The sequence below is a fragment of the Paenibacillus turicensis genome, assembly GCF_050461185.1.
Taxonomy (GTDB): domain Bacteria; phylum Bacillota; class Bacilli; order Paenibacillales; family Paenibacillaceae; genus Fontibacillus; species Fontibacillus turicensis_A.
In genome coordinates, this window is sequence record NZ_JBCMOR010000002.1 from 1 (window position 1) to 25,529 (window position 25,529).

At 37.7% G+C, this 25,529-nt stretch carries 22 protein-coding genes; 13 read left to right on the forward strand and 9 right to left on the reverse strand.

Annotated elements, in window-relative coordinates:
- Together ABE099_RS01470 and ABE099_RS01475 are read left to right on the forward strand one after the other, a co-directional pair.
- A partial coding sequence (locus tag ABE099_RS01470; RefSeq protein ID WP_430026814.1) for a hypothetical protein occupies positions 1–231 on the forward strand: 231 nt, incomplete at its 5' end.
- Positions 232–247: 16 nt separating this feature from the next.
- Complete coding sequence (locus tag ABE099_RS01475; RefSeq protein ID WP_430026815.1) at positions 248–460, forward strand: hypothetical protein; 213 nt, start codon at positions 248–250, stop codon at positions 458–460.
- A 154-nt stretch (positions 461–614) separates the two neighbouring features.
- Here the strand turns inward: ABE099_RS01475 and ABE099_RS01480 are convergent, their stop codons facing one another.
- Complete coding sequence (locus tag ABE099_RS01480; protein WP_430026816.1) at positions 615–1,226, reverse strand: hypothetical protein; 612 nt, start codon at positions 1,224–1,226, stop codon at positions 615–617.
- A gap of 363 nt (positions 1,227–1,589) precedes the next feature.
- On the opposite strand from ABE099_RS01480, the gene xylA reads away from it, so the two are divergent.
- Positions 1,590–2,933 (forward strand): xylose isomerase, encoded by a 1,344-nt coding sequence (gene xylA / locus ABE099_RS01485; protein ID WP_342453962.1) that lies wholly within the window; start codon positions 1,590–1,592, stop codon positions 2,931–2,933.
- Positions 2,934–3,319: 386 nt separating this feature from the next.
- The gene (gene xylB, locus ABE099_RS01490; protein WP_430026817.1) at positions 3,320–4,813 is read left to right on the forward strand and encodes a xylulokinase; all 1,494 of its coding nucleotides are present in this window, start codon (positions 3,320–3,322) and stop codon (positions 4,811–4,813) included.
- A gap of 193 nt (positions 4,814–5,006) precedes the next feature.
- Here xylB and ABE099_RS01495 read toward each other — a convergent pair whose 3' ends face one another.
- The gene (locus tag ABE099_RS01495; RefSeq protein ID WP_430026818.1) at positions 5,007–5,762 is read right to left on the reverse strand and encodes an IclR family transcriptional regulator; all 756 of its coding nucleotides are present in this window, start codon (positions 5,760–5,762) and stop codon (positions 5,007–5,009) included.
- Between the two features lie 170 nt (positions 5,763–5,932).
- On the opposite strand from ABE099_RS01495, the gene ABE099_RS01500 reads away from it, so the two are divergent.
- Genes ABE099_RS01500 through ABE099_RS01510 form a run of 3 tightly spaced genes read left to right on the forward strand, consistent with a single transcriptional unit; the run spans position 5,933 to position 9,893 of the window.
- A complete protein-coding gene (locus ABE099_RS01500) occupies positions 5,933–7,189 on the forward strand; it encodes an MFS transporter (RefSeq protein ID WP_430026819.1) in 1,257 nt (418 codons plus the stop codon).
- A gap of 41 nt (positions 7,190–7,230) precedes the next feature.
- Positions 7,231–8,952 (forward strand): CocE/NonD family hydrolase, encoded by a 1,722-nt coding sequence (locus tag ABE099_RS01505; RefSeq protein ID WP_430026820.1) that lies wholly within the window; start codon positions 7,231–7,233, stop codon positions 8,950–8,952.
- Positions 8,953–8,984: 32 nt separating this feature from the next.
- Complete coding sequence (locus ABE099_RS01510; protein ID WP_430026821.1) at positions 8,985–9,893, forward strand: ROK family protein; 909 nt, start codon at positions 8,985–8,987, stop codon at positions 9,891–9,893.
- Between the two features lie 101 nt (positions 9,894–9,994).
- On the opposite strand, the gene ABE099_RS01515 is transcribed toward ABE099_RS01510, so the two are convergent.
- The 3 genes from ABE099_RS01515 to ABE099_RS01525 are packed head-to-tail and all read right to left on the reverse strand — an operon-like array spanning position 9,995 to position 12,569.
- Entirely contained in the window at positions 9,995–10,294 is a 300-nt protein-coding gene (locus tag ABE099_RS01515; RefSeq protein WP_430026822.1) for a PTS sugar transporter subunit IIB, read from the reverse strand.
- A gap of 1 nt (position 10,295) precedes the next feature.
- Positions 10,296–10,634: a PTS lactose/cellobiose transporter subunit IIA gene (locus ABE099_RS01520; protein ID WP_210089670.1), complete on the reverse strand. Its 339-nt coding sequence runs from the start codon at positions 10,632–10,634 to the stop codon at positions 10,296–10,298.
- Positions 10,635–10,646: 12 nt separating this feature from the next.
- Complete coding sequence (locus tag ABE099_RS01525) at positions 10,647–12,569, reverse strand: BglG family transcription antiterminator (RefSeq protein ID WP_430026823.1); 1,923 nt, start codon at positions 12,567–12,569, stop codon at positions 10,647–10,649.
- A gap of 302 nt (positions 12,570–12,871) precedes the next feature.
- Between ABE099_RS01525 and ABE099_RS01530 the strand changes: the two genes are divergently transcribed.
- The 3 genes from ABE099_RS01530 (at position 12,872) to ABE099_RS01540 (ending at position 17,178) form a co-directional block, all read left to right on the forward strand.
- Positions 12,872–14,155: a PTS sugar transporter subunit IIC gene (locus ABE099_RS01530; protein ID WP_430026824.1), complete on the forward strand. Its 1,284-nt coding sequence runs from the start codon at positions 12,872–12,874 to the stop codon at positions 14,153–14,155.
- Positions 14,156–14,164: 9 nt separating this feature from the next.
- Complete coding sequence (gene uidA, locus ABE099_RS01535; RefSeq protein ID WP_430026825.1) at positions 14,165–15,928, forward strand: beta-glucuronidase; 1,764 nt, start codon at positions 14,165–14,167, stop codon at positions 15,926–15,928.
- A 314-nt stretch (positions 15,929–16,242) separates the two neighbouring features.
- Positions 16,243–17,178, forward strand: a complete 936-nt coding sequence (locus ABE099_RS01540) for a hypothetical protein (RefSeq protein ID WP_430026826.1) — start codon at positions 16,243–16,245, stop codon at positions 17,176–17,178.
- Positions 17,179–17,352: 174 nt separating this feature from the next.
- Here ABE099_RS01540 and ABE099_RS01545 read toward each other — a convergent pair whose 3' ends face one another.
- The 4 genes from ABE099_RS01545 to ABE099_RS01560 all read right to left on the reverse strand — a co-directional run bounded on the left by ABE099_RS01545 (position 17,353) and on the right by ABE099_RS01560 (position 21,058).
- Positions 17,353–18,237 carry an ROK family protein gene (locus ABE099_RS01545; RefSeq protein WP_430026827.1) on the reverse strand — a complete coding sequence of 295 codons (885 nt, stop codon included), beginning with the start codon at positions 18,235–18,237 and terminating at the stop codon, positions 17,353–17,355.
- Positions 18,238–18,506: 269 nt separating this feature from the next.
- Complete coding sequence (locus ABE099_RS01550) at positions 18,507–19,007, reverse strand: PTS sugar transporter subunit IIA (RefSeq protein ID WP_430026828.1); 501 nt, start codon at positions 19,005–19,007, stop codon at positions 18,507–18,509.
- Between the two features lie 182 nt (positions 19,008–19,189).
- A complete protein-coding gene (locus ABE099_RS01555; protein ID WP_430026829.1) occupies positions 19,190–20,203 on the reverse strand; it encodes a LacI family DNA-binding transcriptional regulator in 1,014 nt (337 codons plus the stop codon).
- Between the two features lie 135 nt (positions 20,204–20,338).
- Positions 20,339–21,058: an epoxyqueuosine reductase QueH gene (locus ABE099_RS01560; RefSeq protein WP_430026830.1), complete on the reverse strand. Its 720-nt coding sequence runs from the start codon at positions 21,056–21,058 to the stop codon at positions 20,339–20,341.
- A gap of 225 nt (positions 21,059–21,283) precedes the next feature.
- Here ABE099_RS01560 and ABE099_RS01565 point away from each other — a divergent pair, with 225 nt between their 5' ends.
- The 3 genes from ABE099_RS01565 to ABE099_RS01575 all read left to right on the forward strand — a co-directional run bounded on the left by ABE099_RS01565 (position 21,284) and on the right by ABE099_RS01575 (position 25,496).
- Positions 21,284–22,033 carry a sensor domain-containing protein gene (locus tag ABE099_RS01565; RefSeq protein WP_430026831.1) on the forward strand — a complete coding sequence of 250 codons (750 nt, stop codon included), beginning with the start codon at positions 21,284–21,286 and terminating at the stop codon, positions 22,031–22,033.
- Between the two features lie 193 nt (positions 22,034–22,226).
- Positions 22,227–23,357, forward strand: coding sequence for a hypothetical protein (locus ABE099_RS01570; protein ID WP_430026832.1), 1,131 nt, complete (start codon positions 22,227–22,229; stop codon positions 23,355–23,357).
- 480 nt (positions 23,358–23,837) lie between these two features.
- Positions 23,838–25,496: a pyridoxal phosphate-dependent decarboxylase family protein gene (locus tag ABE099_RS01575; RefSeq protein WP_430026833.1), complete on the forward strand. Its 1,659-nt coding sequence runs from the start codon at positions 23,838–23,840 to the stop codon at positions 25,494–25,496.
- Positions 25,497–25,529 lie beyond the last annotated feature (33 nt).

Sequence of the window (25,529 nt, forward strand, 5' to 3'; positions counted from 1 at the left end):
TACTATGTTGGGAGCATATCAGAGAACCTTAGAGTGGGTCACTTCTTTTTTCTTTCGATGTATGTTAAGAGCGTAATAATAAATGCTGCAAACATAATGACATCTGAAAAAGAGAAGTTCATACGGTACACCTCCTTTCTGGAGGAGACCGCACCCACTCAAGGTGTGTTGTACAAGCTAAATTATACCATAGGGGTCTGCATTGAAGCAGGCTCTTTTTTAATTCTATGAGAAGGAGTGGGTCACCTTGGCAATAATTAAAAAAATCGATGTTCAAATTGACTTAACACAACCCGCAGAAGAGCTTATAAACGTGATATCCATAGTACTTGGTTATTTTCCACAGCAATCTGAGCAAATTCTGTTATTCTTAGATCAATCTGTAGGAGAAGCCTTGTTAGCCCTTCAACGTGACGAGGAAAGTAATGTAAAAACTCTGAATGATGAATCATCTCAATGAAGAACCAGAAGTGCTTGATTAAAGGAGATAAACCTATACCTTCACTTGCTACTGCTTCCAACAGTAACAAATACAAAAAAGCTGAACGGAAAACCTTACATTTTCCGGCCAGCTTTTCTAGTTCCCTACTAAATATTGTTACTAAAATATCCCCTTACTTTACCTCTAAATCCTTAACCTCTTCATAAATCGCTTTGAACTCATCGTTAAATTCCTCTGCAACTGCTTTAAAAGCAGTGATGTCAAATTTGGAATCAGTGTCTAGTGGTTTGATGGGGTTATCCTTTGCTACTTTAAGTAGTTTATCTGTTTCCTCAGAAACCTTTGCCCACAATTCTGCTGCTTTATCAAATTTAGGACCTAATTCAGTTATTTTTTGATCATACTCTGCTCTATTTTCAATTGCTTTTTCTATATTTTGAATGACAGTATCGATATCTATCTCTTTGCCATAGTTCCCTGTTCCTTGCTGTAAATACGCTTGAATTTCCGTAAATCCATTATTCGCAATGTCTCTCACTAGAATATTTCTTGCATTTGACATAATGAGTAGATCTCTTTGAATTCGCGCAGGCGAGTTAGGATCATAATCCTCCATACCTTTGCCTTCAGTATTGTTGTTGCTGTCGCTGTCGTTATTGCTATTGCTAGAACTGGTGGACTCCTGATTTGATGATGGAGTATTTGCAGACGATTCTTTAGAATTTCCACAACCCGTTGTTAACACAAGCATACTAGCAAAACAAATAAATAAAATTTTCTTCAATGTTGAAGCACCTCCAAAATATGTATTTGGTTATACTACCAGTATTAGGAGGAAAGTACCATGAATTTTTTGGGTTAAAATGAGAATTTAGACATAAAATCTATGAATGACGAACTATCAATTACAATTACTCACTAAATTTGCCCACAACTTGCCCACAAACCTATGCTGAAATTACATCTTTTATGCCGGATTGCTATTGCAAAAGTGCACAATAATATATTTTTTAAAACTTAGTTTATTCACTTTACAAACTAAGTTCCGCGTGTTACGATGAAGTTGTTAGAGGGTAAGTAATTGGTGTGTTGTTAAATAACAACATACTTCCATAGAACAACTATGAAAGGGCTTACCTAAACCCAAATAATAAATAGGGAGGACTCTATTGTGAGTTATTTCAAGAACGTAAGCAAGATTCAATTTGAAGGTGCAGGCTCCAAAAATCCGTTAGCATTTAAGCATTACAATGAAAATGAAGTTGTAAATGGTAAAACAATGAAGGAACACCTTCGTTTTGCGGTTGCATATTGGCATACATTGACAATGGATGGTAGCGATCCTTTTGGTAAAAGTGTAATGGTTCGTCCTTGGGAAACTGTAAGTGGTCTTGACTTAGCTAAAACTCGCGTAGAGGTTAACTTCGAATTCCTAGAAAAATTGGGCGCTCCATACTACTGCTTCCATGATCGTGATATCGCACCAGAAGGCAGCAGCTTAAAAGAAACAAACGAAAACTTGGATGTTATCGTTGGTAAATTAAAAGAAGGCATGAAACAAACAGGCGTGAAATTGCTATGGAACACTGCAAACATGTTCTCTAACCCTCGTTTTGTTCATGGTGCAGCAACTACTTCTAACGCTGACGTATTTGCTTATGCAGCAGCACAAGTGAAAAAAGGTTTGGAAACTGCTGTAGAGTTAGGTTCTGAAAACTATGTATTCTGGGGTGGACGTGAAGGTTACGAGTCCTTGTTAAATACAGACATGGGTCTTGAGCTTGACAACTTAGCTAGATTCTTTAACATGGCAATCGACTATGCGAAGGAAATCGGCTACACTGGTCAATTTTTGATCGAGCCTAAACCAAAAGAGCCAACAACTCACCAATATGACTTTGATGCAGCAACTACCATTGCATTCTTGCAAAAATATAACTTAGACAAACACTTCAAATTAAACCTTGAAGCTAACCACGCAACACTTGCGGGTCATACATTTGAGCATGAGCTTCGTGTAGCTCGTATTAACAATATGTTAGGTTCTGTAGATGCGAACCAAGGCGATCCATTGCTTGGTTGGGATACAGATGAATTCCCTACAGATATCTATTCTGTAACTTTGGCAATGTATGAAATTTTAGAAAACGGCGGAATTGGTTCTGGTGGTGTGAACTTTGACGCGAAGGTAAGACGTGGTTCATTTGCTCCAGAAGACTTGTTCTACTCACACATTGCTGGTATGGATACCTTTGCTAAAGGCTTGAAAGTAGCAAGCAAATTAATCGAAGATAAATTCTTTGAAAACCTACTTGCTGAACGTTACGCTAGCTTCAAGACTGGTATTGGTGCGGACATCGTTGCAGGCAAAGCAAACTTCAAAACATTAGAAGCTTATGCTCTTGCACAAACTGGCGAAATCCAAAACAAATCCAACCACTTGGAATTAACTAAAGCTCAAATCAACGAATACTTGTACAACACAAAATAAATTTTGGTTGAATTAACTTTGTTCGACTTAATGCAATCATATTGCTTATACAAACTATAAAAGAAAAAGAGGACGCCTGTCGTCCTCTTTTTTAAAGATTAGTGACCTTGATACAGATAGATATAATTAGATAGTCATAGATATAAAGTATAGATATGCACATAGACTTAAATATATAGATATAGATATAGATATAGATATAGATATAGATATAGATAGAGACATAGAGATAGAAATAATAACGGAGAAAAATAACTTAATGCGCAAAAACTTGAGCCTAAAAATATAAAAGGTTTTAAAGTTTAAAGTTTTTTTGGATACAAAATGGAGCGGAGAAACACTTAATTTGAACGGAACAGTTATTTTTAGATGGAGAGTGAAAAAGTATGAGTTATGTGATTGGGATTGACCTTGGAACAAGCTCAGTAAAAACGGTACTCGTTAATAAGCAAGGGGAAATAAAAGCAGAAGCAACTCGTCCATATCCATTAATTCATGAGCGTCCTGGCTACAGTGAGCAAGATCCTCAGGAATGGGTAAACGGCTCGATTGCATGTTTGCAGGAGCTTTTGAAGGAAAATGCAATTTCTCCTGAAGAAATTGAAGGGGTATCCTTTTCTGGACAAATGCATGGCCTTGTATTACTAGATGCGGACAACAATCCACTTCGCCCAGCAATCTTGTGGAATGATACACGTACAACGAAGCAATGTCGTGATATCGAAGCAAAATTAGGCTCACAGTTGCTTGAAATTACAAGAAATGCAGCATTAGAGGGTTTTACCTTGCCAAAAATTTTGTGGGTGCAAGAAAATGAGCCTGAAATTTTTGCTAAGGCAAAGCAATTTGTATTGCCTAAAGATTACTTACGTTACCGTATGACTGGTAAGGTAGATATGGAAATTTCCGATGCAGCGGGAACGTTAATGTTAAATGTTGCAGAAGGAAAATGGAGTGAAGAGGTTGTTACTGCATTTGGTCTGCCAGAAGGCTTTTGCCCGCCAATCGTAGGAAGTACAGAGCTTACGGGTACAGTAACACCAGAATTTGCAGCACTTAGTGGGTTGTCTACTTCGACCAAAGTATTTGGTGGTGGTGCAGATAATGCATGTGGCGCGGTAGGTGCAGGTATTGTCCGTAAAGGGGATGCACTTTCTAGTATCGGTACATCTGGTGTTATTTTGACCTATGAAGAAGATAAAAATAAAGATTTTGCAGGAAAAGTACACTTCTTTAACCATGCACATCCAGGTGCATTTTATGCGATGGGCGTTACATTAGCGGCAGGCTATAGCCTAAGCTGGTTTAAAGAAACATTTGCTAAATCGATTAGCTTCAACGAGATGTTAGCACCTGTTGCTGATGTTAAGGCCGGTTCAGAAGGTCTATTGTTTACACCTTATCTTGTAGGGGAACGTACACCTCATGCAGATCCTGCGATCCGTGCAAGCTTTGTGGGTGTGTCTGGCACACATGAATTAAAGCATTTTGCTCGTGCAGTTATGGAAGGAATTACATTCTCACTCCAAGAGTCCTTGGAGTTGTTCCAACAAGCAGGAATTACAGTGGAGCGTGTCATTTCCATCGGGGGTGGCGCAAAAAATCCAACTTGGCTACAAATGCAAGCTGACATTTTTGGTAAAACTGTAGTTTCCCTTAAAAATGAGCAAGGCCCTGCGATGGGTTCTGCAATGATGGCGGCTGTGGGCTGTGGTTGGTTCGATAGCTTAGAGGCTTGTGCAGATCAATTTATTGAATATGGCGCAACCTATGAGCCTAATGCAGACAATGTAGCAACCTATGCGAAGCTATTTAAATTGTATCAACAGGTCTATACCCAAACGCGTGAGTTGAATGAAGGGTTACAGGAATTCCGTTAAAATATAGGAAAGCTTCTACTAAAATGAGTGGCTTTGAGCTTCAAATTTTAAAACTCAAAAAAACCTTTAAGCCTATTTTGTAGTAGGCTTAAAGGTTTTTTAATGACCTTTTTTACATTAAGATAAGTTATCTTTTTATCTAGCCAAATTAGCATGCTTACACATTTTATTTAGTATTGACATACAGTAAATTTTACCGATTCTCCACGTACCCCAGATTATATGAAATTTCTTTAGCAGTGGATAAAATGTGATCTACAGTAAATCCCTTTTCCTCTTCTTTATACAGATTAGAAGGGATTGCACAAATAATACTCCCTATGACTTTGCTGTTGGCATCAAAAATAGGAGCCCCAATACCGATAGACTCACTTTTACGTTCACTAAGCGTGTAGGAATAACCCTGCTCTCTAATCTCCTGTATGTCCATCCATATCTGTCTACCTTCTTGAGATGAGACTTGCTCCTCCTTCAAAATTAAAGTAATTTCATCCTCACTTAAATAGGAAAGTATCGCTTTGCCACTTGCACCAATATGGATAGGATGAAGCACACCTAAATCTAATCGATATTGCAAAGCGTTTGCGCTATGAACGCCAGCCACAAATGAAAGTTTCTTATGTTGCTGCTGATATAAAGCTAAGTAAACAGAATGATTTACCTCTTTGGCAAGTTCTCTTATATAGGGCTCGGCTATAGACTTTAAACCGAAGTTTGCACTTATAAAAGAAGATAGTCTCATCCATTCATTTCCAATTGTGTATTTGTTGCTCTCAGGAATCACCTGCAAAATATGCTCTTCTTTTAGTGTCTTCAAAATGCGATGAATAGAGCTAGGCGGACTTTCTAAATAACGGGCTAGTTCATTCACGCCCCATACCATTTGTTTATCAATAAAAGCCTTCATTACATTTAATGTTTTAAGTGTTACGTTCGATTTATTTTCCATGTGTACACCTTTCTAAATTCCGAAAACTGTATATTGATTATAATGTAAGCGTATGCTAATATCCTAATTATAATCTTAATCAGTTCCACAATCAAGAATACCATTCCGTTATTCGGAATNNATTCCGAATAACGGAATGGTATAAATTTTTTTACAACAGGGGGATTCATATGAGGTTAGTGAAGTTTCATTATGCATGGGTCATTTTTATTGGATGCTGTCTTATTTCATTTGTTGGATTTGGGCTGACAATTAATACGGCTGGATTATTTTGGGGAGGCATGAGTGCTGACTTAAATTTATCGAGAGCTGAAATCGCTCTCAATGCTACATTTGGTGGTATAGCAGGTGCGATATCTTTATTATTTGCAGGGACACTTTTTAAAAAAATAAATACAAAGCTTCTTTTGACCACTTCTTTTGCAATTACAGGTTTATGCTTTATTGTGTGTTCTTTTATTCAATCCGTAATTCCCTTTTACTCTATTAAAGTCGTATTAGGTGTAGTGCAACAGATTTCGATTATTATTTCTATCCCTATCCTGCTTGGAAATTGGTTTGAGAAAAAGCTAGGCTTGTTATTTGGAATAACCGGAGCATTAACGGCAGTTGGTGGAGCTGTTTTTAATCCTATCGTCAGCTATTTTATTTTAGAATATGGTTGGAGAAATGCATATATTTTTGTGGGTGTAGTTAACCTTCTTTTATTATTACCAGTAGGTCTGCTTATGAAATTCAAACCAGAGAATGGTGTATTACCTTATGGGAAGGAAGTAGTACAAAACGAGGATACTAATCAACATGTACAGCAGGATGAAAATCAAGGTGTGGAATTAGAAGGTATTACATTTAAGCAAGCTTTAAAAATGCCTACTTTTTATTTATTCATTTTAGCAGTTATTTTCTTGCAATCAGCAGGTTCCTTAGTTCAGCATTTACCAACCTTAATCCAAAACTTTGGTTTTGAGCTGACCGTTGGTGCTAGTGTGATGTCTGCCTTACTTATTGGAGCCGCAGCAGGTAAATTTATTATGGGATTTATGATTGATCATGTAAAACCTGTAACCGCTCTCATTGTCTTCACGTTAATAGGTGCTCTAGGATGGTATAGTACTGGAGTGTTTAAACAAGCGATGTATTTGAATGGATCTGGATTTGCCAGTGGTATGGGTCAAGCTATAAGTCTTATTGCTTTGCCGTTATTGATTAGATATGCATTTGGCTCAAAGGATTATAGTCAAATTTTATCCGTTACTTTAATGTTTGGAGCTTTTTCAAATGCGATATCAGTGTATATCCATGGATCACTATTTGATCACTTTGGCTCCTATTCAGTTTCAATTATCATGAATATTACTGCCTATATTTTAGCATTTTTATGTCTTGTCCTAGCTATGAAGATCAGTAGCAAAAATAAAAAGGTTTAGTTTGGAGTGGATTCTGGGATCAGTAAAGGGAGGGGGCTATTATGAAGAAATTTAAGATAGAACCACAGTTATTACCAATAGTAGAAACAATTCAAAATGAAACGGGTAAGGGGGAATATGGAATTGAGGGGGTAGAGGAAGTTATGGTTCCCATGTCTGATGGGATTAATCTACACACCTACATTTATGTTCCGAAACAAGGAAACACTTGGCCTTGTATTCTAATTAGAAATCCCTATCCTCACAATCAACAGTTTCTTGAAGCCTGTTATACGCAGTTTGTGGAGCATGGTTATAGTGTTGTTATTCAGAGTTGCCGCGGAACAGGTGCATCACAAGGAGAATGGGAGCCATTTGCTAATGAACGTCAAGATGGAATAGATACTTTACAGTGGCTTATCAAGCAAACGTTTCAGAATGGAAATATCGCTTTATTTGGTCAATCCTATTGCTCGTTTACAACTTGGGTGATGGCAGACGCTTTTCCTCCAGAGGTTAAGACAGTTTTTTTAGACCTTTTTGGTATTGATCGTTACGGACAAATGTATATGAATGGGATGTTCCGTCATGATATTTATACTTCTTGGGCATTTGCTAATTCTGGGGTTCAGACCCAGTCTGATCCTGGTGAACTGTATCATCAAGCGTTGAAGATTACTCCGCACAATATGGCGGATTCAATTTTGCTCGGTAAGGAGTTACCTTTCTATCAAAACTATATTTCAGAAACGAATCGAACCTCACCATATTGGCAAGAGGGGTTATGGGCAGATTTGTTAAAAATTCCTGCAAAAATCAATATTCCTGTTTTTATGGTTGAAGGTTGGTTTGATCATCATCTTGAAGGAGCAATAAAAGGATATGAACTACTTTCTCCAGAAATAAAAAATGTAAGCCGATTAGTAATTGGACCTTGGGATCATATTGGAAATTCGCCTGGAGAGCTTGATTACCCCAATGCAAATATTTTAGGAACTGCACGAATTAAGGCTGGGCTAGAATGGTTTGATATTCATTTGAAAGGGAAAGAGTCTCAATTAAGTCCAGTCACCTATTATAGGATAGGGGCGAACCAATGGGAAGAACTTGATTGTTATTCAAATACAAGGAAGTCATTGCGAATGTATTTATCCCAAGAAGAGGACTTGCCTGACATAGGGCTCAAATTAACTCATGGTATTCCATCTTCTCCAACGTCGGTTTCCTATGACTATGATCCATCTAATCCTATTGGTACGTATGGAGGCAGTGCGTTATTAGCTTGGATTATGCCAACTTTTAATGGTGCTCCTCATGGATGTTTGTGTCAACCAAGCTACTCTGATCGAAATGATATTCTACGATTTGATTCTGAACCTTTAAAAGAATCGCAATTCATTACAGGGAAAATTAGGGTGAAATTAACAGTGAGTACAGATGCTGAAGATACTGCATTTAGTGTAAAAATACTGGAAGTATTAAGCGATGGTCGTGCATTTAACATCGTGGATGGCATCACCTCCTTAACATACCGCAATAACAGTGATGAGCCAATAGATTATGTACCTAATGAGGCGGTTTCTGTCCTTATAAATATGTGGCCTACAGCTTGGAAGCTACAAGCAGGATCTAAGATTAGGGTTGAAATTACTTCTTCTAATTTTCCTGCCTATCATGTTCATTCAAACATAAAGGGGCAATGGGCATCAATAAAGGAGCACAGAGTAGCTAAACAAACCGTGTATCTCAATACTAAACATAGTTATGTTGAGCTTCCCAATTAAATAATTAATGATAATTATAGGAGAATATGCTTATGTATTTTGTATTAGATATTGGGGGTACATTTATAAAATATGCATTAATGAATTCTGCTGGGGATATTGTTAGTAAAAATAAAACGTTGGTACAAGGAACCAGCCTGCAGGAGCTGCAGCATACCCTTTATTCAATTATTGATTCACAAAACCTTAAGGATATTAAGGGAATTGCACTTAGTTGCCCTGGCACGATAGATGTGGAGACGGGGATGGTTTATTATGGGGGCTCTTTTCCTTCTCTTCATCAGGTTAATCTCATTAAGCTGTTTGAAGATCGTTATCATATGAATGTATCGGTTGAAAATGATGGAAAATGTGCTGCATTAGCAGAGTTGTGGCTTGGTAGTGTGAAGGATGTTAAAGATTCAGTGGTTTTAGTGTTAGGGACTGCCATTGGTGGTGGCATTATTATAAATGGTGAGTTACATCGGGGGAAAAACCTATCTGCTGGAGAGGTTAGTTATGTCATGAGCAACATGTCTGCAATAACCCAGCAAGCAACATTTTTTGGATTGGAATGCTCCACAGTTAAAATGATAGAGGAAATTGGCGCATTAAAAGGGATGAGCCCTCCTATAAGTGGTGAGGCTGTATTTGATTATATTAATGCCGAAGATACTGATGCTATGCAGATATTTGATCAATATTGCTGGAATATAGCGACACAAATTCTAAACCTACAATATATTTTAGATCCGGAGCTATTTGCGATTGGTGGGGGGATTAGTGCGCAACCTATTGTGATTAAGCGTATTAACTGGGCTATATCAGAAATCAAGAAACAAAATCCGTTTCACGTAGCAAATCCCCAAATAACAGCATGTACATTCAGAAATGATGCTAATCTTTATGGTGCTTTATATAACTTCTTTTTAAGACATGAGAAAAAGCAAAAGCAACGCTGAATGTTTATACTGTAGATGCTCATACTTAGGTAAATAATTAATGCCTTCATGATGAGGTACAACCTGCTATCATGAAGGCATTTTAATTTTCCTTCAATAGCTTACTTATCAAGTAACTTTAACGCTGCATCAAGCACTTTCTCCCCGTTCATCATTCCGTAATCCATCATGTTAATCGTTGTTACAGGAATATCTGGATACGCCTTAGAAAGCTCACCTTCTGCATGACCCATTTGTGGCCCTAACATAATAATGTCAAAAGGCTTTTGACTTTCGATATCACTTTCTGCGGCTGCATCAATGACGATTTCTAGTCGTTTATTTTTTGCCGCTTCTTTCATTCGTTCTACCAACATACTTGTAGAGAATCCACCTGCACATGCCAATAAAATTTTTGTCATCTTATTTCACCAAACCTTTCACGTATTGTTCTAATTCCTTACGAGCTTTAGCTTCTTCCACAAGTTCAACAACCAGTTCACGTACTGTTAAAGCATTCATTAAATGGTCTTGGGCGTGGATCATTAAGATCGAAATATCGGTTTTTTCGCCACGACCTTCAGCTTGGATTAATTGCGTTTGTACTTTATGTGCGGCGGTTAAGTTGTCTTTGGCTTCCTTCAAAAAATGTGCAGCTTGCTCGAAATCCCCTTCGTGTGCAACACGAGATGCTTTCAAGCTTTTACTTCTTGCCTCACCGCTATTTGCGATAATTTGCATAATAATATGTTCATAATCCATATGGCTTCACTCCTACAGTAGGTTCTCTATCTCTTTCATGAACTGCTCAAAGCTGGTTACTTGCAGTAACGTTTTACGAATTTCCTCTTTCTCCATCATCAAGAGCAGTAATTTGCTAATTTCCTTGTGGAGAAACAATTGACCTGCCTTTAGATTAATGATGAAAATAAATTGAACTTGTTTCCCCTCATACACGATTGGTTTTTGTAATAAGGTCACATTAATACAATCTTTAACTGCACTCATTCGCATGGGGTGTGGGCCTGCTACACCATTTGTATAGATCGTTGTAAACTTTCCTTCGCGTGCTAATACCTGCTCTACAAATCCTTCCCCTGCAAATCCATGAGCTACAATTTCTTCACAGCGTTTGGTCAACAAGTCCACGTAATGATCAGGTCCACTTAAATGGAACAATTCAGGTCTGAACAGCTCTTTAAAATCGATAAATTTATAAGAAGGTTGTTTATGATTGATTTGAATTGCAATAATCTCTTTAATCCGATGTAATTCTGAATCGTCCAACAAATGTTTAATATGAATGACGGGTTTATCACTCTTATTCTCTTCAAGAGGAACGGTTGTTAAGATGAGATCAATCGGCTTGGACAAAATTTCTGTAATTTCATTTTCTGAAGCTGTAATGACAGAGGCATTAGGAAACACGGATTCTAGCTTTAGCCTAATTAAGTGTGCACTACCGCCACCAGTAGAGCAAATGACAGCAATACGTTTGAATTGCTCCAGCTTTTGTTTCTTCATCCGTTCTAAATGGGTGGCAAAATGAAGAGCAACATAACCAGCCTCATCTCTAGACATCTTAAAGCCGTATTCCTCCTCAATAATCTCTGCAAAGCGAAATGAAATTACAAACACATTCGCATATTGACTATACACATCTTCAACGATTGGATTACTGAGCTGTAAATTATAGTAGAGACGATTAAGCAGTGGGAACATATGCAGCAACAATGCTTCTCTCAGGTGCTCATCCTCATTAAAACTAGTTAAAAATTCTTGATCAAGTCGCTGTAAAATCGAAGTAATACCTTCTCTAAGCTGCTTTTTCTTATCATGACTAATATGCTCGGTAATGGTTTTTCCTGAAATATGCAATGCTAAGTAATCGATTTCATCACTTGGTAGTGAGATTTGGTAAAACTCATGAACCCAGACCGCGATTTTCCCAGCAATATCCCGATATAAAGGATCAGGGGTTTTTGGCATCGCCTGACCAGAAACAATAAAATTGTGCTTTGTTACCCGATAGAGCAAAATAAATAGATGTGTAACAATGTTATTCAGGAAAACATCAGAAATCTTCAAATCCTTTTCTTTTAACACCTGTAAAAGATAAGCCTGTAGTCTCTCCGTATCAAACTCATGTCGGAATTGTTCATACTGCGCAGATGGCATAATAAATTTATTGTTATTTAGAACAAAATGCGAAAACGCTTTCCGATAATTTTGTTCATCTCCTTCAATCCGCATACCATAGTAGACACGACGATTTAAAGTGAGTGAGAAATTGGCTAGCCGTTGCTCTACTTCTTTGAGATCGGAAATAATTGTCGACTTACTAATCCCCATTTGAGAAGCTAGTTTCCCCATAGAGGTATAACTATTATTTTGAAGCAAATAAAATAGTAGATAACGCTGGCGATCCTCCCTATTATCGGGATCAATGAGCTCTGAATTAAATCGTCCTTGCTTGTAATACTGATTGAACTTGTATTCATCTACAATTTCTAGCTGGTAACCTTGGCCGCGGATCACTTTAATGTTAAAGCCATGGCGTATACCAGTTTTTTCAAGAGAGCGAATAACATCTCGCAAGGTTCTTTCTGATAAACCTAACTGAGCGGTTAACTCTGTCATTTTTACAGGAGAATACTGCGCAGATAGTAAAATGCTAATAACTCGATGTTCCCTCATTTCATTCCCTCATTTATTTGATACTAGTATCGTAAGCAACAACGTGCTGGCCATATGTATATCATGACATGTAAGCGATTAATTTGAATAGCCTGTATTCTGCATTTTATAACGGCAAAATATAGAATATATCTTACTTCGGAAATACATATATGATTTAACTATAAAGTTTTTGCACCTCGTTTTGAAGTCAACGGAGAATAGGAGCTGATGGGGGGCGTTTAAGATTAGATATAGAAAGGAATACGGAGTCCTAAAGGGTACTTATTACTGGCTAAGAAAAACTGAGAGGAAGAATACACATGAATAACACTTCAACAAAATTCAGTAAAGTTTTATCTGCGGTTACTGCTTTTAGTAAAAATAAGTATGTGAAGTCCGTTTCAGATTCGATGATGACTCTGATCGGGATTATGGTATTTGGATCATTTGCCGTTATTTTGAAGGCGTTTCCAATAAAGTCAGTTGCCGCTTTCTTTGAGAATATCGGGATTGCACCTTATTTTGGCGCTATTTATAATTTGACCATTGGTGCGATTTCGATTTATCTCGTATTTCTCATTGCGAAAAATCTAGCTTCAAAATTTAATTTTGGCGATGACAGCACGACGGTTGGTTTGATTGCCATTATGAACTTTTTAATATTAACGCCGCTAGGTAACTTTGTTTCTGGGGAATCCAACGTCACTGCGATCCCTTTAAAATGGTTAGGTACAAGTGGGATGTTCTCCGCAATTATCGTTGGTTTACTTGTAGGTAGAGGGTATGTGTTTATTAAAGAGAAAAAATGGACGATTAAAATGCCGCCAGGTGTCCCCCCGATGGTTTCTCGTTCATTTGAATCATTGATTCCGACAATTTTGTTAGGAACATTATCTGCGATTATTGCCTATTTATTTAGCTTAACTACCTTTGGTAATATGCATCAGCTTATGTTTACTGTGCTTCAAAATCCGCTTCAAGGCATCGGCAGCTCCATTTGGGCTATTATGTTAATTATCGCCTTCCAGCAATTTTTATGGTTTTTAGGGATTCATGGAACAAACATAATTACCCCTGTTGTAGCGCCTATTCTAATGGCATTAAATGTGGAGAACCTATCTGCGTATGAAGCAGGAAGAGAAATGCCACATATCGTTACGCATGCCTTTGTAAACATTGTATGTTGGGGCGGTACGGCACTTGGGTTAGTCATTTTGATGTTATTTGTTGGCAAAAGCAAACGATATAAAGAGCTTGGTAAATTGTCGGTCGTGCCTGCGTTATTTGGGATCACTGAGCCAGTTATTTTTGGGACACCGTTAGTATTGAACTTTAAAATGGCAATTCCTTTTATATTTAACAATTCAATATGTTTAGGACTTGCATACTTATTAACAAAAATTGGATTAGTTGCTCAAACAATTGGTGCGCAAGCCGTATTTGGTTTACCGTTAGGGTTCCATGCGAGTGTTGGTGGCAGTGTTTCCATTATCATTTTGCAGCTTCTTATTCAGTTAGTGTTATCTCCAATCCTATGGTATCCATGGTTTAAAATGCTTGATAAAGAAGCAGTAATCGAGGAACAAAAAATTTTAGCACAGTAGGTGAACATAATGTTATATCCAAAAATGAATGAGACTAGATCGTTAATTGATTTATCAGGGTTGTGGAAGGTGCAGATTGAGAAACAGGGGACGAATATTGACCCACGCAAACCACTTCAAGAAACAATATTGATTGCAGTTCCAGCCTCCTTAAATGATCAAGTCATTGATGAGGAGATTCGTAATCATGTGGGGAACTTTTGGTATGAGACAGAGTTTACTTTGCCTTCTAGCATCTACAATGAAAGAAAAGTAATTCGTTTTGCATCTGTAACCCATAAAGCGACTGTATTTATTAACGGAGAAAAAGTGGCTGAGCATGTTGGCGGATTTACACCTTTTGAGGTGGAAATAGATTCGTATGTAAAACTAGGCATCAACAATTTAAAGGTATGTGTTTCTAACATATTAGATGAAAGTACACTACCGTGTGGATTTTATCAGGAAATTAACGGCAAACCCTATGTCACACCACGATTTGATTTTTATAATTATTGTGGGATTCATCGTCCTGTTAAACTGTACACCACCAATCACACTCATATTGATGACATCATCATCCATTATGATTACAAAGATGGAGAGACGAGCGTTACACCAGAAGTAGCGATTAGTGGTGAATATGACAAGGTGACGATTGAAATTTTGGATGAAAATAATGAGGTTGTTGCCAAAGCTAACAGTTTAAATGAGGGCTTAATCATCTCAAATACTCATTTGTGGCAGCCATTACAAGCTTATTTATATAAATTGAGGGTTTCCTTATATAATGCTAACGGTAATTTACTCGATACCTATACAGAGGAATTTGGCGTAAGAACGGTAAAGATCGAAAACAATAAATTTTACATTAATGACAAGGAATTTTACTTCAAAGGTTTTGGTAAACACGAGGATTTCCCTGTGTTAGGCAAAGGCTTTAGTTACGCTGTTACCAATTTAGATAAAAATCTGATGAAGTGGCTTGGAGCTAACTCTTTTAGAACCTCCCATTATCCTTATTCAGAAGAGGAGATGATTTTAGCCGATCGTGAGGGGATTGTTGTTATTGATGAAGTACCTGGCGTAGGCTTATTTACGAATTTTCATGTTGATGTGAACCTGAATACAAATACAAAAAATACGTGGCAAACGTTGCAAACCCATGACAATCACAAAAATGTGATTCAAGAATTGGTCAAGAGAGATAAAAACCATGCGTGTGTAGTAATGTGGGCGATTGCCAACGAACCTGCAAGTCATCAAGAGGGAGCAGGACAATATTTTAAACCGTTAGTGGAATTAACGAAGAAGTTAGATCATCAAAAACGCCCTGTAGTTATCCCAAACATTGTTAATGCAACACCAGAGCTGGATCAAGTCACTGAATTTGTAGATATCATATGCTTGAATCGCTATTATGGTTGGTACATTCAACATGGTAACTTAGATTTGGCAATTGAAGGGCTGCGTAATGAGCTGAAAAAGTGGCATGCAAAATATCCGAATAAACCGATTATGTTCTCGGAGTTTGGGGCAGATACGATTTCAGGACTGCATTCGCTATATCGAACCCCTTACTCGGAGGAGTTCCAGATTGATTTTTATAGACGGAATTTTGAGGTATTAGATGAATTGGATTATATCGTGGGAGAACACCTTTGGAATTTTGCGGATTTTGAAACGGCTGCGAATATCCGAAGAATCGATGGGAATAAAAAGGGAATCTTTACTCGGGATCGTAGACCTAAGTCTATTGCATTTGAGCTTAAACGTAGATGGGAAAAGCTGTAGTTAAAGCTACAATATACATTTCAGACACGACCTAGCCTTCGAGTCTACTCTTTGTAGTAGATAGGGGGCTTTTTTTCATATCTACCTTTCTAATGTTTTCTAATGATACCTTTTTAAAATTATGACTTATTATCGGTTTATCATTTTATATTTAATTTAGTGTGATCCGATTAAAATTTGATCTCGTCATACTTTCACCATGTTCAGCCTTTGCCCCCTCCTCCATAATATGGATTAGGGAAACAATCGTTTATACCCTTTACATGTATGATTTATTAATTTCATGCAGGCTAAACTAAAGGAGGAACAATCTGATGACTCAAAAAATCATGTTAAAAACGTTCGTAGATATGGCTACATATATGGAAGGCTTTGAAATCGTATCGTTCAGTTTAGGCGAAAATGGATATATTTATATATTGCTGATTGATAAAATTCCCGAAAGGGAAAAAGGCATGTTTGTACAGACTTCTTTAAATCAATTTCGTACTTACAAAATGCTTATTTTTAACCAATTCCAAATTCAGGATGTAATTTTAACAGGAGAGAAATTTAATTATCACTACCTACAGCCTATAGGTGAAGAACGGTTATTGCTTGTTGGCGCAAGAGCTAGAAAATATCAAAACCAAGCTTCTTATCGAGAATGTGACTATAATGCTAAGGTATGTGATTTTGACGGGAATATAATTACTGAATTTTGCCTCGGAGATGGTATACAAGATGTACAGGTGACAGCAGGAGGAACGATATGGACAAGTTACTTTGACGAGGGGGTATATGGAAATTATGGTTGGGATGAACCGATTGGAGCAAGTGGGCTTATAGCTTGGGATGAGCAAGGCAACAAGAAGTTTGAAAATAAAGTAGCAGTTATTGATGACTGCTATGCGCTAAATGTTGTTAGTGAGCATGAGGTTTGGTTTTATTATTATACTGATTTTAAGCTTGGCTACATTCAAGGAGGGACAGACCAACCCGAAATAACATTTATGGACCCACATATCTCTGGGTCATCTGGATTTTGTACCGATGGTGATTACTTTTTGTTTGATGCAGGTTATGGGAAGCATGGCACCTATATTTTAAAGAAACTAGCCAAGTCCGGAAACCTAGTAGACAAAAAGAGGATTCAGTTTGTAGATGAATCAGGAGAAAAACTTGTTCGCTCATCACTAAGGAGAAATCAATTACTGTTAAATCAGGGTAGCAGAATGTATTTAGCTCAAATTGATCAGATTATAGGATAATTCCAGTGAGTTAGATCGAAGAACTTATCATTAAAGTAGAAGAATGAGGGGGGGCTACAAAACAAATATTTTGTAGCCCCCGCCTCATTTTCCTTATAATTCTTTTTGAGTCTAAATCTTTAAAGGTTAATAAAGTAGTGAGAGTAGTTTCTATGCCGCTTAAGTTAGCTACCTTTAATTCTCTTGCATAGCAAGATTAGCCAACGCAATTGCGCCTAAAAGCCCAGCATTATCACCTAATCCAGGTGGCACGATGTAATTATCGATGTCAACGTTTAAGCTAGGGTGCTGAATATAATTTTTTAATAGTGCTTTTAGTTGAATAGAAATCATAGGGAATAGGTGTGTTTGCTTCATTACGCCGCCGCCCATCACAATTTTTTGCGGAGATACAATAAGCACATAGTTCATGAGCGCTTGGGCTAAATAATAAGATTGCATTTCCCAAGCTTCATGATCGTTAGGTAAATCAGATCCGTGTGCAACCTGCCAGCGCTTCACAATAGCGGGGCCTGCGGCTAAGCCTTCTAAGCAATCGTGATGATAAGGACAAGCGCCCTCAAAGGTATCTTTGGGATGTCTACGAACAAGAATATGTCCCATCTCAGGATGAGATAAGCCATGAATGAGCTTCCCCCCAACCATAGCCCCTGCACCAATTCCAGTCCCTACGGTGATGTACAGACAGTTGTCCAGGCCTTGGGCAGCGCCCCACAGCGATTCACCTAAAGCGGCTCCGTTCACATCCGTGTCAAAGCCAATTGGAATGTCCCAATGGGCTTGAAGAGCACCAATCAGATTAAAATTGCTCCAATGTGGCTTAGGTGTTGATGTGATGTATCCATACGTTGGACTACCTAGAATTGGATCGATCGGTCCAAAGGAGCCAACGCCCATGGCATCAATTGTTTTATCACTAAAATAATCAAGCACGTGCTTCATCGTTTCTTCTGGTGTAGTTGTGGCAAAGCTAACGCGATCTAATAGTGTCCCATCTTCAGTCCCAATCCCACATACAAACTTTGTGCCCCCAGCCTCAATTGCACCTAAGATTGTCACAATAATGAACCCCCTAACTTGATAAGTTTAATAATTTTGGCCCAATCTTGAAATTAGTGCTTGACCGCTAACCCAAACTAGCGAAGAGACAGAGCGATTCTGAAGATTGTCTCTTAAAATCAAATTCCATCCATAAATAGACTTTAATAAAAAGGAATATGATTTTAACACAATCGCAAGAACGCTCTGGATCGTAGCTACCAGCTCCTATCGTTGTCAAGCACTAATTTCTAAGTAGTGCCATAATTACTAACTAATTTTATAATCTTCTATGATTTCAAATGAACGATTGCAAGTGGCGTGAGCATTGGTGTGTTGTTTTCTATATTAATAGTAATACGCTCAACTTGATCTTGACCATCTGGGATAATTAGTGGCGTAATGACAGGATAACCCGCCTGTTGAATTTTATCGATATCAAAGGATAATAAGAGCTGTCCTTGTTTTACTTGATCGCCAACCTTTACATGGAGCTGGAAGCCATCACCTTTTAAACCAACGGTGTTAATTCCAACATGAATCAGCACTTGCACCCCTGTGGAATGCTCTAACAAAATGGCATGTTTGCTTTTCTCCATAATATGTGCGACTTTACCAGAGAAGGGGGCTAACACTTTACCTTCACTAGGCTCAATGGCAAACCCTTCTCCCATAGCTTTACTTGCAAATGCCTCATCAGGTACTTGCTCTATTGGAACGATAGTACCAGCTACAGGTGAAATAATTTCGATTTCTGTAATTTGTTCTTTTTTCTTAAACCAGCCTAACATATCATTTCCTCCAATCGTAGTTTGCAAAAACTTATGTCTAGTTAGTTCACTAAAACTTAATTGTAGAAGCGTAATTGCAGAACATAGCAGTTAGTGTTGCTATTATTATAAAGTATATTAACCATGTGGTAACGTTACCACATTGAATAATTGAAAAAAAAGCAGTTTTTATTAAATAATGTTCATATTTTAGCACACTCATTTTTGTTGTCAACGCTTTCCGCGCTCAACAATTCATAGCTCATGGTGTGGGTTTGTGGTGTTGAGACCCGTTTTTCAATCCATTCTACTAAATTCGTAGCGGCATGAATGCCCGTGGCTTCATAATCGAATTTAATGGTTGTTAAATGAGGTTGCACAATTTGAGATACGTCATATCCACCAAAACCTGTAATCGATAGCTGTTTTGGAATGGAGAGACTTAACCTTCCTGCGGCCTTCATCACACCTAAAGCAATATTATCGGTTGCACAGGCTATAATCGAAGGGGGATTATGCTTGTTATTTGTTAAGAAATTTAGAGCTTTTTGCTTTGCATCATCGATTGAAAAGCTTGTTTCAACAAATGGAATTGAATTTAATCCATGCTCCTGCATCGCCAACATGAAACCTTGCTTGCGTTGAACACCTACTGCTTCGTCGACCTCAGACACACCAAAGTAAGCAATTTGCGTATGACCTTGTGCAACGATATGTTGTGCAATCGTGTAGGCGGCCTGATAGTCGTCTTGGATAACATAAGGGAAATTGGGATGCTGTTGTCCGATCAACATGCAAGGAATGTTGATTTTGTGTAGCGTCTCAAGATGCTGCTTCGTGATTTGGGTTGCTAGCAAAACGATCCCCGCCACCTTTTGGGTAGCAAGGCTATACAAGCTTTCAATTTCTCTGTCCAAAGCCTGTTGGGACGTATGAATAAGCATCTGCATGTCATGATTTTTTAAGGTTGCGTCGATGCCATTTAACATTTTTGACACGGCAAAAGAATCTAACCTTGGCACAATTATCCCGATTAGATTGGAACGCTTTCCTTTCAAATGTTGAGCAAAGTTATTTGGCTTATAGTTTGTTTCCTTGATTGCTTTTTGAATTTTTTCTCTAGATACATCACTAACGTAGCCCCCATTAAGAAAACGGGAAACGGTGCTTGTTCCTACGCCAGCTAGTCTAGCAATATCTATAATCGTAACGTTCATCCTTGAAATCCTTTCCTCCTATTAGCATGCAAAACTTATTTCCGATATTCAGTGTAGCAATTGATGTTTTGCTGATATAGTTTTAGTTGCTATTGTACGGAGTGTTATTGCACAATCTATCATACTTTAAATACCCTATTGCTGATCTAAAAAGCGGGTTGCCTCTTGATTAATCATCTTTAAATCTATTCCTTGCTGAGTGGCAGCAAAAACACAACCACAATAACATTGTCTAAAAATATCGTATTCCTTGCACATTTCAATCGACCGTTTATAGCCATTGTTTTTCTTAAAATCACTAGGTAAATATTTGACATCATATATTTTTTGAACATCTAAGCCAATTTCATTGACGTGTTGACTGTTCTTTTTCGGAGATAATGTAATGGCACTGCCGAAGTAATCAAAATTAAGCTCTAGTGCTTTGAGTGCGGAGGATTCCAGTCGCATCTCGAAGCAGGCGGTGCATCGTTTGCCACCTTCAGGCTCATCTTGTAGCTGTTCCTCCTTGACCCGTTTCATAAAGGCATGTGGCTCATAATCTGCAGCAATAAAACCAACTTCACTCCCTGTGCGGTCATTAAAGTTTTCAACAAATTCCTTTTGCACAATTTTACGACGTTGGTATTCACTTTGTGGATGAATATTAGAGTTGGCAAAATAAATGGTGATATCCGCGTATTGCACCAAATATTCTAACGTATATGTACTACATGGGGCACAACAGCTATGAATAAGTATTTTCGGGCGTTGCTCCGCTTCCTTCCAATTTGACATCATTTTTTGCAATACAGTATCGTAATTAATTTTTTGATCCCCATTCATTCGATTTAAGATTTGTTCTGAATTAATCATAATTACTCCTTAGCCATATTAAAATCACATGCAAGACGTGATATTCGTTGCTTCGTCGTTTTATTGTTTTATTATGACAATAACGCTTTGAATTATGGAAGTCAAAGATAATGGTTATAACGTCAATCTAGACTAAGGTCGAGCATTTTTTCAGTCTATAGAGGGGGGCTGTATCATGTCATCATCTTTTATACTGTTTATAGTATTAGGAAAGAGGGGCTTACCATGAAAAAACAAAGTGCATTGCAGGCATGGATCATTATGCTGTTATCTTTACCGAGAGGGATTATAGCATTTGTTGTTGCAATTACGGGGATATGTATCAGCCTACCGTTAATGATTGTATGGATTGGATTTCCATTGCTAGATATGACGTTACGCATTTGTCAGTGGCTGTTAGGGGAAGAAGAGAGGCAAGTTAATCAATGGCTACACAATGAATCTGATGCACATGACAAACACAATCAAAAAGCTCAACAGGCTCAACATAAACAACAAAATCAACAGAACCCATATTCATATGAACTTGTAGATCAAGTACATAGTGAACAATCTAATCAACAATACAGTGAATTATATAATGAACTAGATCATCAAGCTACAAGCTACAAATGGCAGGGCTTTAGCAGCTTGTGGTCCATGCTACAGGATCGTAGAAGCTATCAAGGGTTGTTTTATTGCATACTACAGCTACCAGTAGGTATCATTAACTTCACTTTTGCACTCGTGTTTCCTTTGACCTTTATCGCAGTGATGTTAGCACCAATTGCAAATTACTTTAGCCTTCAATATTTTTCATTTGACTTATTTGAAGGAAATACCTCACTTCTTACTTACTTATTACCTGCCCTGACTTCATTTGAGCATTCTTTAATCGTGGGTGGAGTGGGCATTGTGCTAGTTTTATTGATTCCTACAATGTTTCGAGCATTTGGGCGCGTGTATACAACTTGGATTAGAATTATCGCAAATTAGAAGAGAATGGAAATGATCAATTAAATATAGTGATATATAGTTTTAATAGAAAAATATAGCCCGTAAGCTTTTCGTTTAGAAATGCTTGTAGGGCTTTTTATTTTGGCAAAATAGGCTAACACATAGCATGAATAAGTTGCATAGGATGTAAGGTGTAGGAATTAAGTTGATTTTTGAAGGGAGCTTGCATCAAATGAACACAGCACATAAGCATTATTTTGTTCGAGGGAACACAGCACTAGGTCTTCATAGTTTAGTGGACTCAGCATATCGTGGACTAGGTACAGTTTATGTATTACAAGGTTATACAGGGGGAACAGCATTAATATTAAAAAAACTAGCGCAGCACCTTGAACACCAAGGACATAGCTTGCACCTCATTCATGATCCTTTAAATAGTGAACTACTAGAGGGGATTATCGTTCCAAACCTGCAAATTGGCTTCATTGATGAGGAAGCCTTACCACAAGAGCCTAATAAGATAGGTGGAGTCGACATACAGGTTGTTCCAGTTAAGGATTGTTATGATGTAGGCAAAATTACTCAGGCCTCACAAGCATTAACTCGCTTACAACAGCAGCTTAACGAAGCTTATGACACTGCTTATGCTTCTTTTCTGAAGACACTAAGAATTCATGACGAGTGGGAAAAGTATTATATTGAGCACCTAGATCGAGAAGTGATGAATGAGCTTGCTACCGTGTGGGGAGATAAATATTTAATTCAGAATGAAGCATTCACGACAGCATCAATAAATCCCGACAATTGTTCTATTATAAATGCTCCTACTACAGTGCATCGTTTTCTTGGTGCAGCAACGTATACTGGAGCTGTAGATTATGTGATGAATTTGACGGATGATCTTGATAAAAGATTTTACGTAAAGGGACGTCCTGGCTCGGGCAAGTCTACTTTATTTAAAAAGCTAGCCTCCATTGCTCAGGAGCGTGGCATCAGTACGGAGATTTATCATTGTGGTTTTGACCCGAATAGTTTAGATATGTTAATTTTCCCCGAATTAAGCTTAGCTATTTTCGATAGTACTGCCCCACACGAGCATTTTCCATCAAGAGATGGAGATGAGATTATTGATGTGTATCCTCTAGCAATTACACCAGGAACAGATGAAAGGTTCGCAGAGGAGCTAACACCTATAAAACAACGTTATGCAACCTCAATGAAACAATCCATTGCTTATTTAGGTGAGGCGAAGGAAATAAAAGATCGGATGGCAGACGTGTATTTGGCTTCTCTTGATCTAGATTTATTAACTGAGTTACAGCAAAAGTTGAATCAGCAATTTGAGATGAAAAACCAAGACTAAATTACAGTAAGAACAACTAGAAATAACACGGACCTAAAGGGGCACTTTTACGAAAAGATGCTCCTTTATTGTGATCAAAATGAGTAAACGAAGAAAATTCACTGAAAATTCTTACTTTTTTTTGTAATGAAAATAATAACTTGAAATATGCAGAAAATTACAAAGAATTTAAAGGGATATTTTTATGTTTTCATATAAACTCACTTGTCATGTAAGGGTTCAAAGAACCAGCTCACAAAATGATATGGTAAAAAAGATGTGTATATTAGTCAGGCCCTAAGAAGTTGAAATGGCAAAAAAGACCTAAACTATAATTACAATTTATTGGAATTAACCCTTAAAATAACTGTAATATCTAACAATTTATTTTATAATCTAGGAGGGTATATCTACTATTTTGTAACTAAATACAGCATTTAGGAGAAGGTATATGTACCCAAGACATCTATGAATTCAATCTAAAATAAGGAGTTTTTAAACATGCAAACATCAAATAAGCCCGATGTAAGAGACTGGTTTCCAAGTGAAGATGGTAACACTCAAAAACGGGAAGAAATGATGAAACTAATAGAACAGCTTATTACAGGTGTAGACGAATTAAAAAATCCTGATGGTGTTAATTTAAAGGGGAATAAGAAGCGAGACGGTAATTTTTATGGAGAGTTAACCAAAGAAAGCTACATACCCCAAGTAGGAACAGCGATGGAGGAGGTGAACACACAATTATTAAAGCTGTTGCATGGTCATCCATATCATACTAAATATTTCTTTACGAACATTTTACCGATGGCTTCGATGCCAGGCATGATGGGAATGCTTACTGCGATGTTAGTAAACGGGAACAATTTGTGGGATGTGTATGGACCTGCAGGTGCTGAAGCAGAGGTTAGAGTGACAGCAATGATGTCAAAGCTGGTCGGCTATGATGCTGAACAAAGTGGTGGCTACACAACGTGGGGAGGACAAGGTGCAGTATTTTCTGGATTAAGAATTGCGATTGCTAAACATGATCCACAAGCACCACAGCATGGCGTTCCAGGAAATTTATACGTCTTTTGCTCGGAGGCAGCACACTATAGCTTGTTCAAATCAGTAGAAGCTACAGGAATTGGCAGCAACCATCTTGTTAAAGTCAAAACGTTATCAGACAGCTCGATGGACACAGAAGATCTAGAACGTAAAATGAATCAGGTTATAGCTAGTGGTGGAATTCCAGTATACATAGTAGCCACTACAGGAACGACAGATGCAATTGGTATTGATGATGTTTCTCTTATTCGTCAAGTTGCTCAAAAGGTAACTGAGCAAGCAGGTTTAGCATGTCCACATATTCATGCTGATTCCGCATTAGGTGGGTTTTTCGCCGTATTTAATGACTATAATTTGAGTAAAAACGAACTTGGATTTAGCGCAGGTGTGCTTGAAATGGTGGCTAAGCTACAAGTGAAAATGAGACATTTACATCTTGCAGATTCCATGTGCTTTGATTTCCAGAAGCTAGGGCAAACTCCGTATGTATCTAGTTTGTTTTTGGTGAAAAATGCAAACGATTTTGGATTGTTAGAGCTTGGAGAAGATGAGACACCTTATGTGGGGCATCGTGGTTATGGTGATTATCACACCGGCTACACATTAGAATGCACACGTATGGCTAGCTCGATTAGCATGTATAGCGCATTGTTAGCCTTTGGAATTGAAGGTTATCAGCGGTTATTTGGTCAATTTTTAGAGGTTAGCTATGAATTCCGTAAGCAATTGGTAGCTAAAATCCCAGAGGTTGATATTGTAAATCCTGATAATTATGCCATTTCCACTGTCTTTCGGATCTATCCGCCAAAAGCTCCAAGGTTCCAAGATGAAGTTAAAGGCACTTGTTCTATTGATGATATCGAACAAACAAACCTGTTAAATGAGCGTCTTTTTGAAAAGCTAGGACAGCAAAGAGACCAAATGTTTTTTGGAGATACAAAAAAGCATTTAATTGTGAACACCTTAGAAGATCAAAGTATTCCATTGTATGTTAGTAAGTTTTTTGTTATTTCACCACATACCAAGCCAGAGCTTGTTACTGAGGTTGTAGACTATTTGAAGGCATGCGTAACAGAAGTATATGAACAATTTGTTAGTACTGTGAAATAAGTCTATCTAGTTATGTAGCTATGATCGAACCTA

Bases quoted from the DNA above. Each gene is read 5' to 3' on its own strand.
- xylB (WP_430026817.1), top strand. From the start codon at position 3,320: ATGAGTTATGTGATTGGGATTGACCTTGGAACAAGCTCAGTAAAAACG.
- ABE099_RS01495 (WP_430026818.1), bottom strand. From the start codon at position 5,762: ATGGAAAATAAATCGAACGTAACACTTAAAACATTAAATGTAATGAAG.
- ABE099_RS01500 (WP_430026819.1), top strand. From the start codon at position 5,933: ATGAGGTTAGTGAAGTTTCATTATGCATGGGTCATTTTTATTGGATGC.
- ABE099_RS01505 (WP_430026820.1), top strand. From the start codon at position 7,231: ATGAAGAAATTTAAGATAGAACCACAGTTATTACCAATAGTAGAAACA.
- ABE099_RS01510 (WP_430026821.1), top strand. From the start codon at position 8,985: ATGTATTTTGTATTAGATATTGGGGGTACATTTATAAAATATGCATTA.
- ABE099_RS01515 (WP_430026822.1), bottom strand. From the start codon at position 10,294: ATGACAAAAATTTTATTGGCATGTGCAGGTGGATTCTCTACAAGTATG.
- ABE099_RS01520 (WP_210089670.1), bottom strand. From the start codon at position 10,634: ATGGATTATGAACATATTATTATGCAAATTATCGCAAATAGCGGTGAG.
- ABE099_RS01525 (WP_430026823.1), bottom strand. From the start codon at position 12,569: ATGAGGGAACATCGAGTTATTAGCATTTTACTATCTGCGCAGTATTCT.
- ABE099_RS01530 (WP_430026824.1), top strand. From the start codon at position 12,872: ATGAATAACACTTCAACAAAATTCAGTAAAGTTTTATCTGCGGTTACT.
- uidA (WP_430026825.1), top strand. From the start codon at position 14,165: ATGTTATATCCAAAAATGAATGAGACTAGATCGTTAATTGATTTATCA.
- ABE099_RS01540 (WP_430026826.1), top strand. From the start codon at position 16,243: ATGACTCAAAAAATCATGTTAAAAACGTTCGTAGATATGGCTACATAT.
- ABE099_RS01550 (WP_430026828.1), bottom strand. From the start codon at position 19,007: ATGTTAGGCTGGTTTAAGAAAAAAGAACAAATTACAGAAATCGAAATT.
- ABE099_RS01555 (WP_430026829.1), bottom strand. From the start codon at position 20,203: ATGAACGTTACGATTATAGATATTGCTAGACTAGCTGGCGTAGGAACA.
- ABE099_RS01560 (WP_430026830.1), bottom strand. From the start codon at position 21,058: ATGATTAATTCAGAACAAATCTTAAATCGAATGAATGGGGATCAAAAA.
- ABE099_RS01565 (WP_430026831.1), top strand. From the start codon at position 21,284: ATGAAAAAACAAAGTGCATTGCAGGCATGGATCATTATGCTGTTATCT.
- ABE099_RS01570 (WP_430026832.1), top strand. From the start codon at position 22,227: ATGAACACAGCACATAAGCATTATTTTGTTCGAGGGAACACAGCACTA.
- ABE099_RS01575 (WP_430026833.1), top strand. From the start codon at position 23,838: ATGCAAACATCAAATAAGCCCGATGTAAGAGACTGGTTTCCAAGTGAA.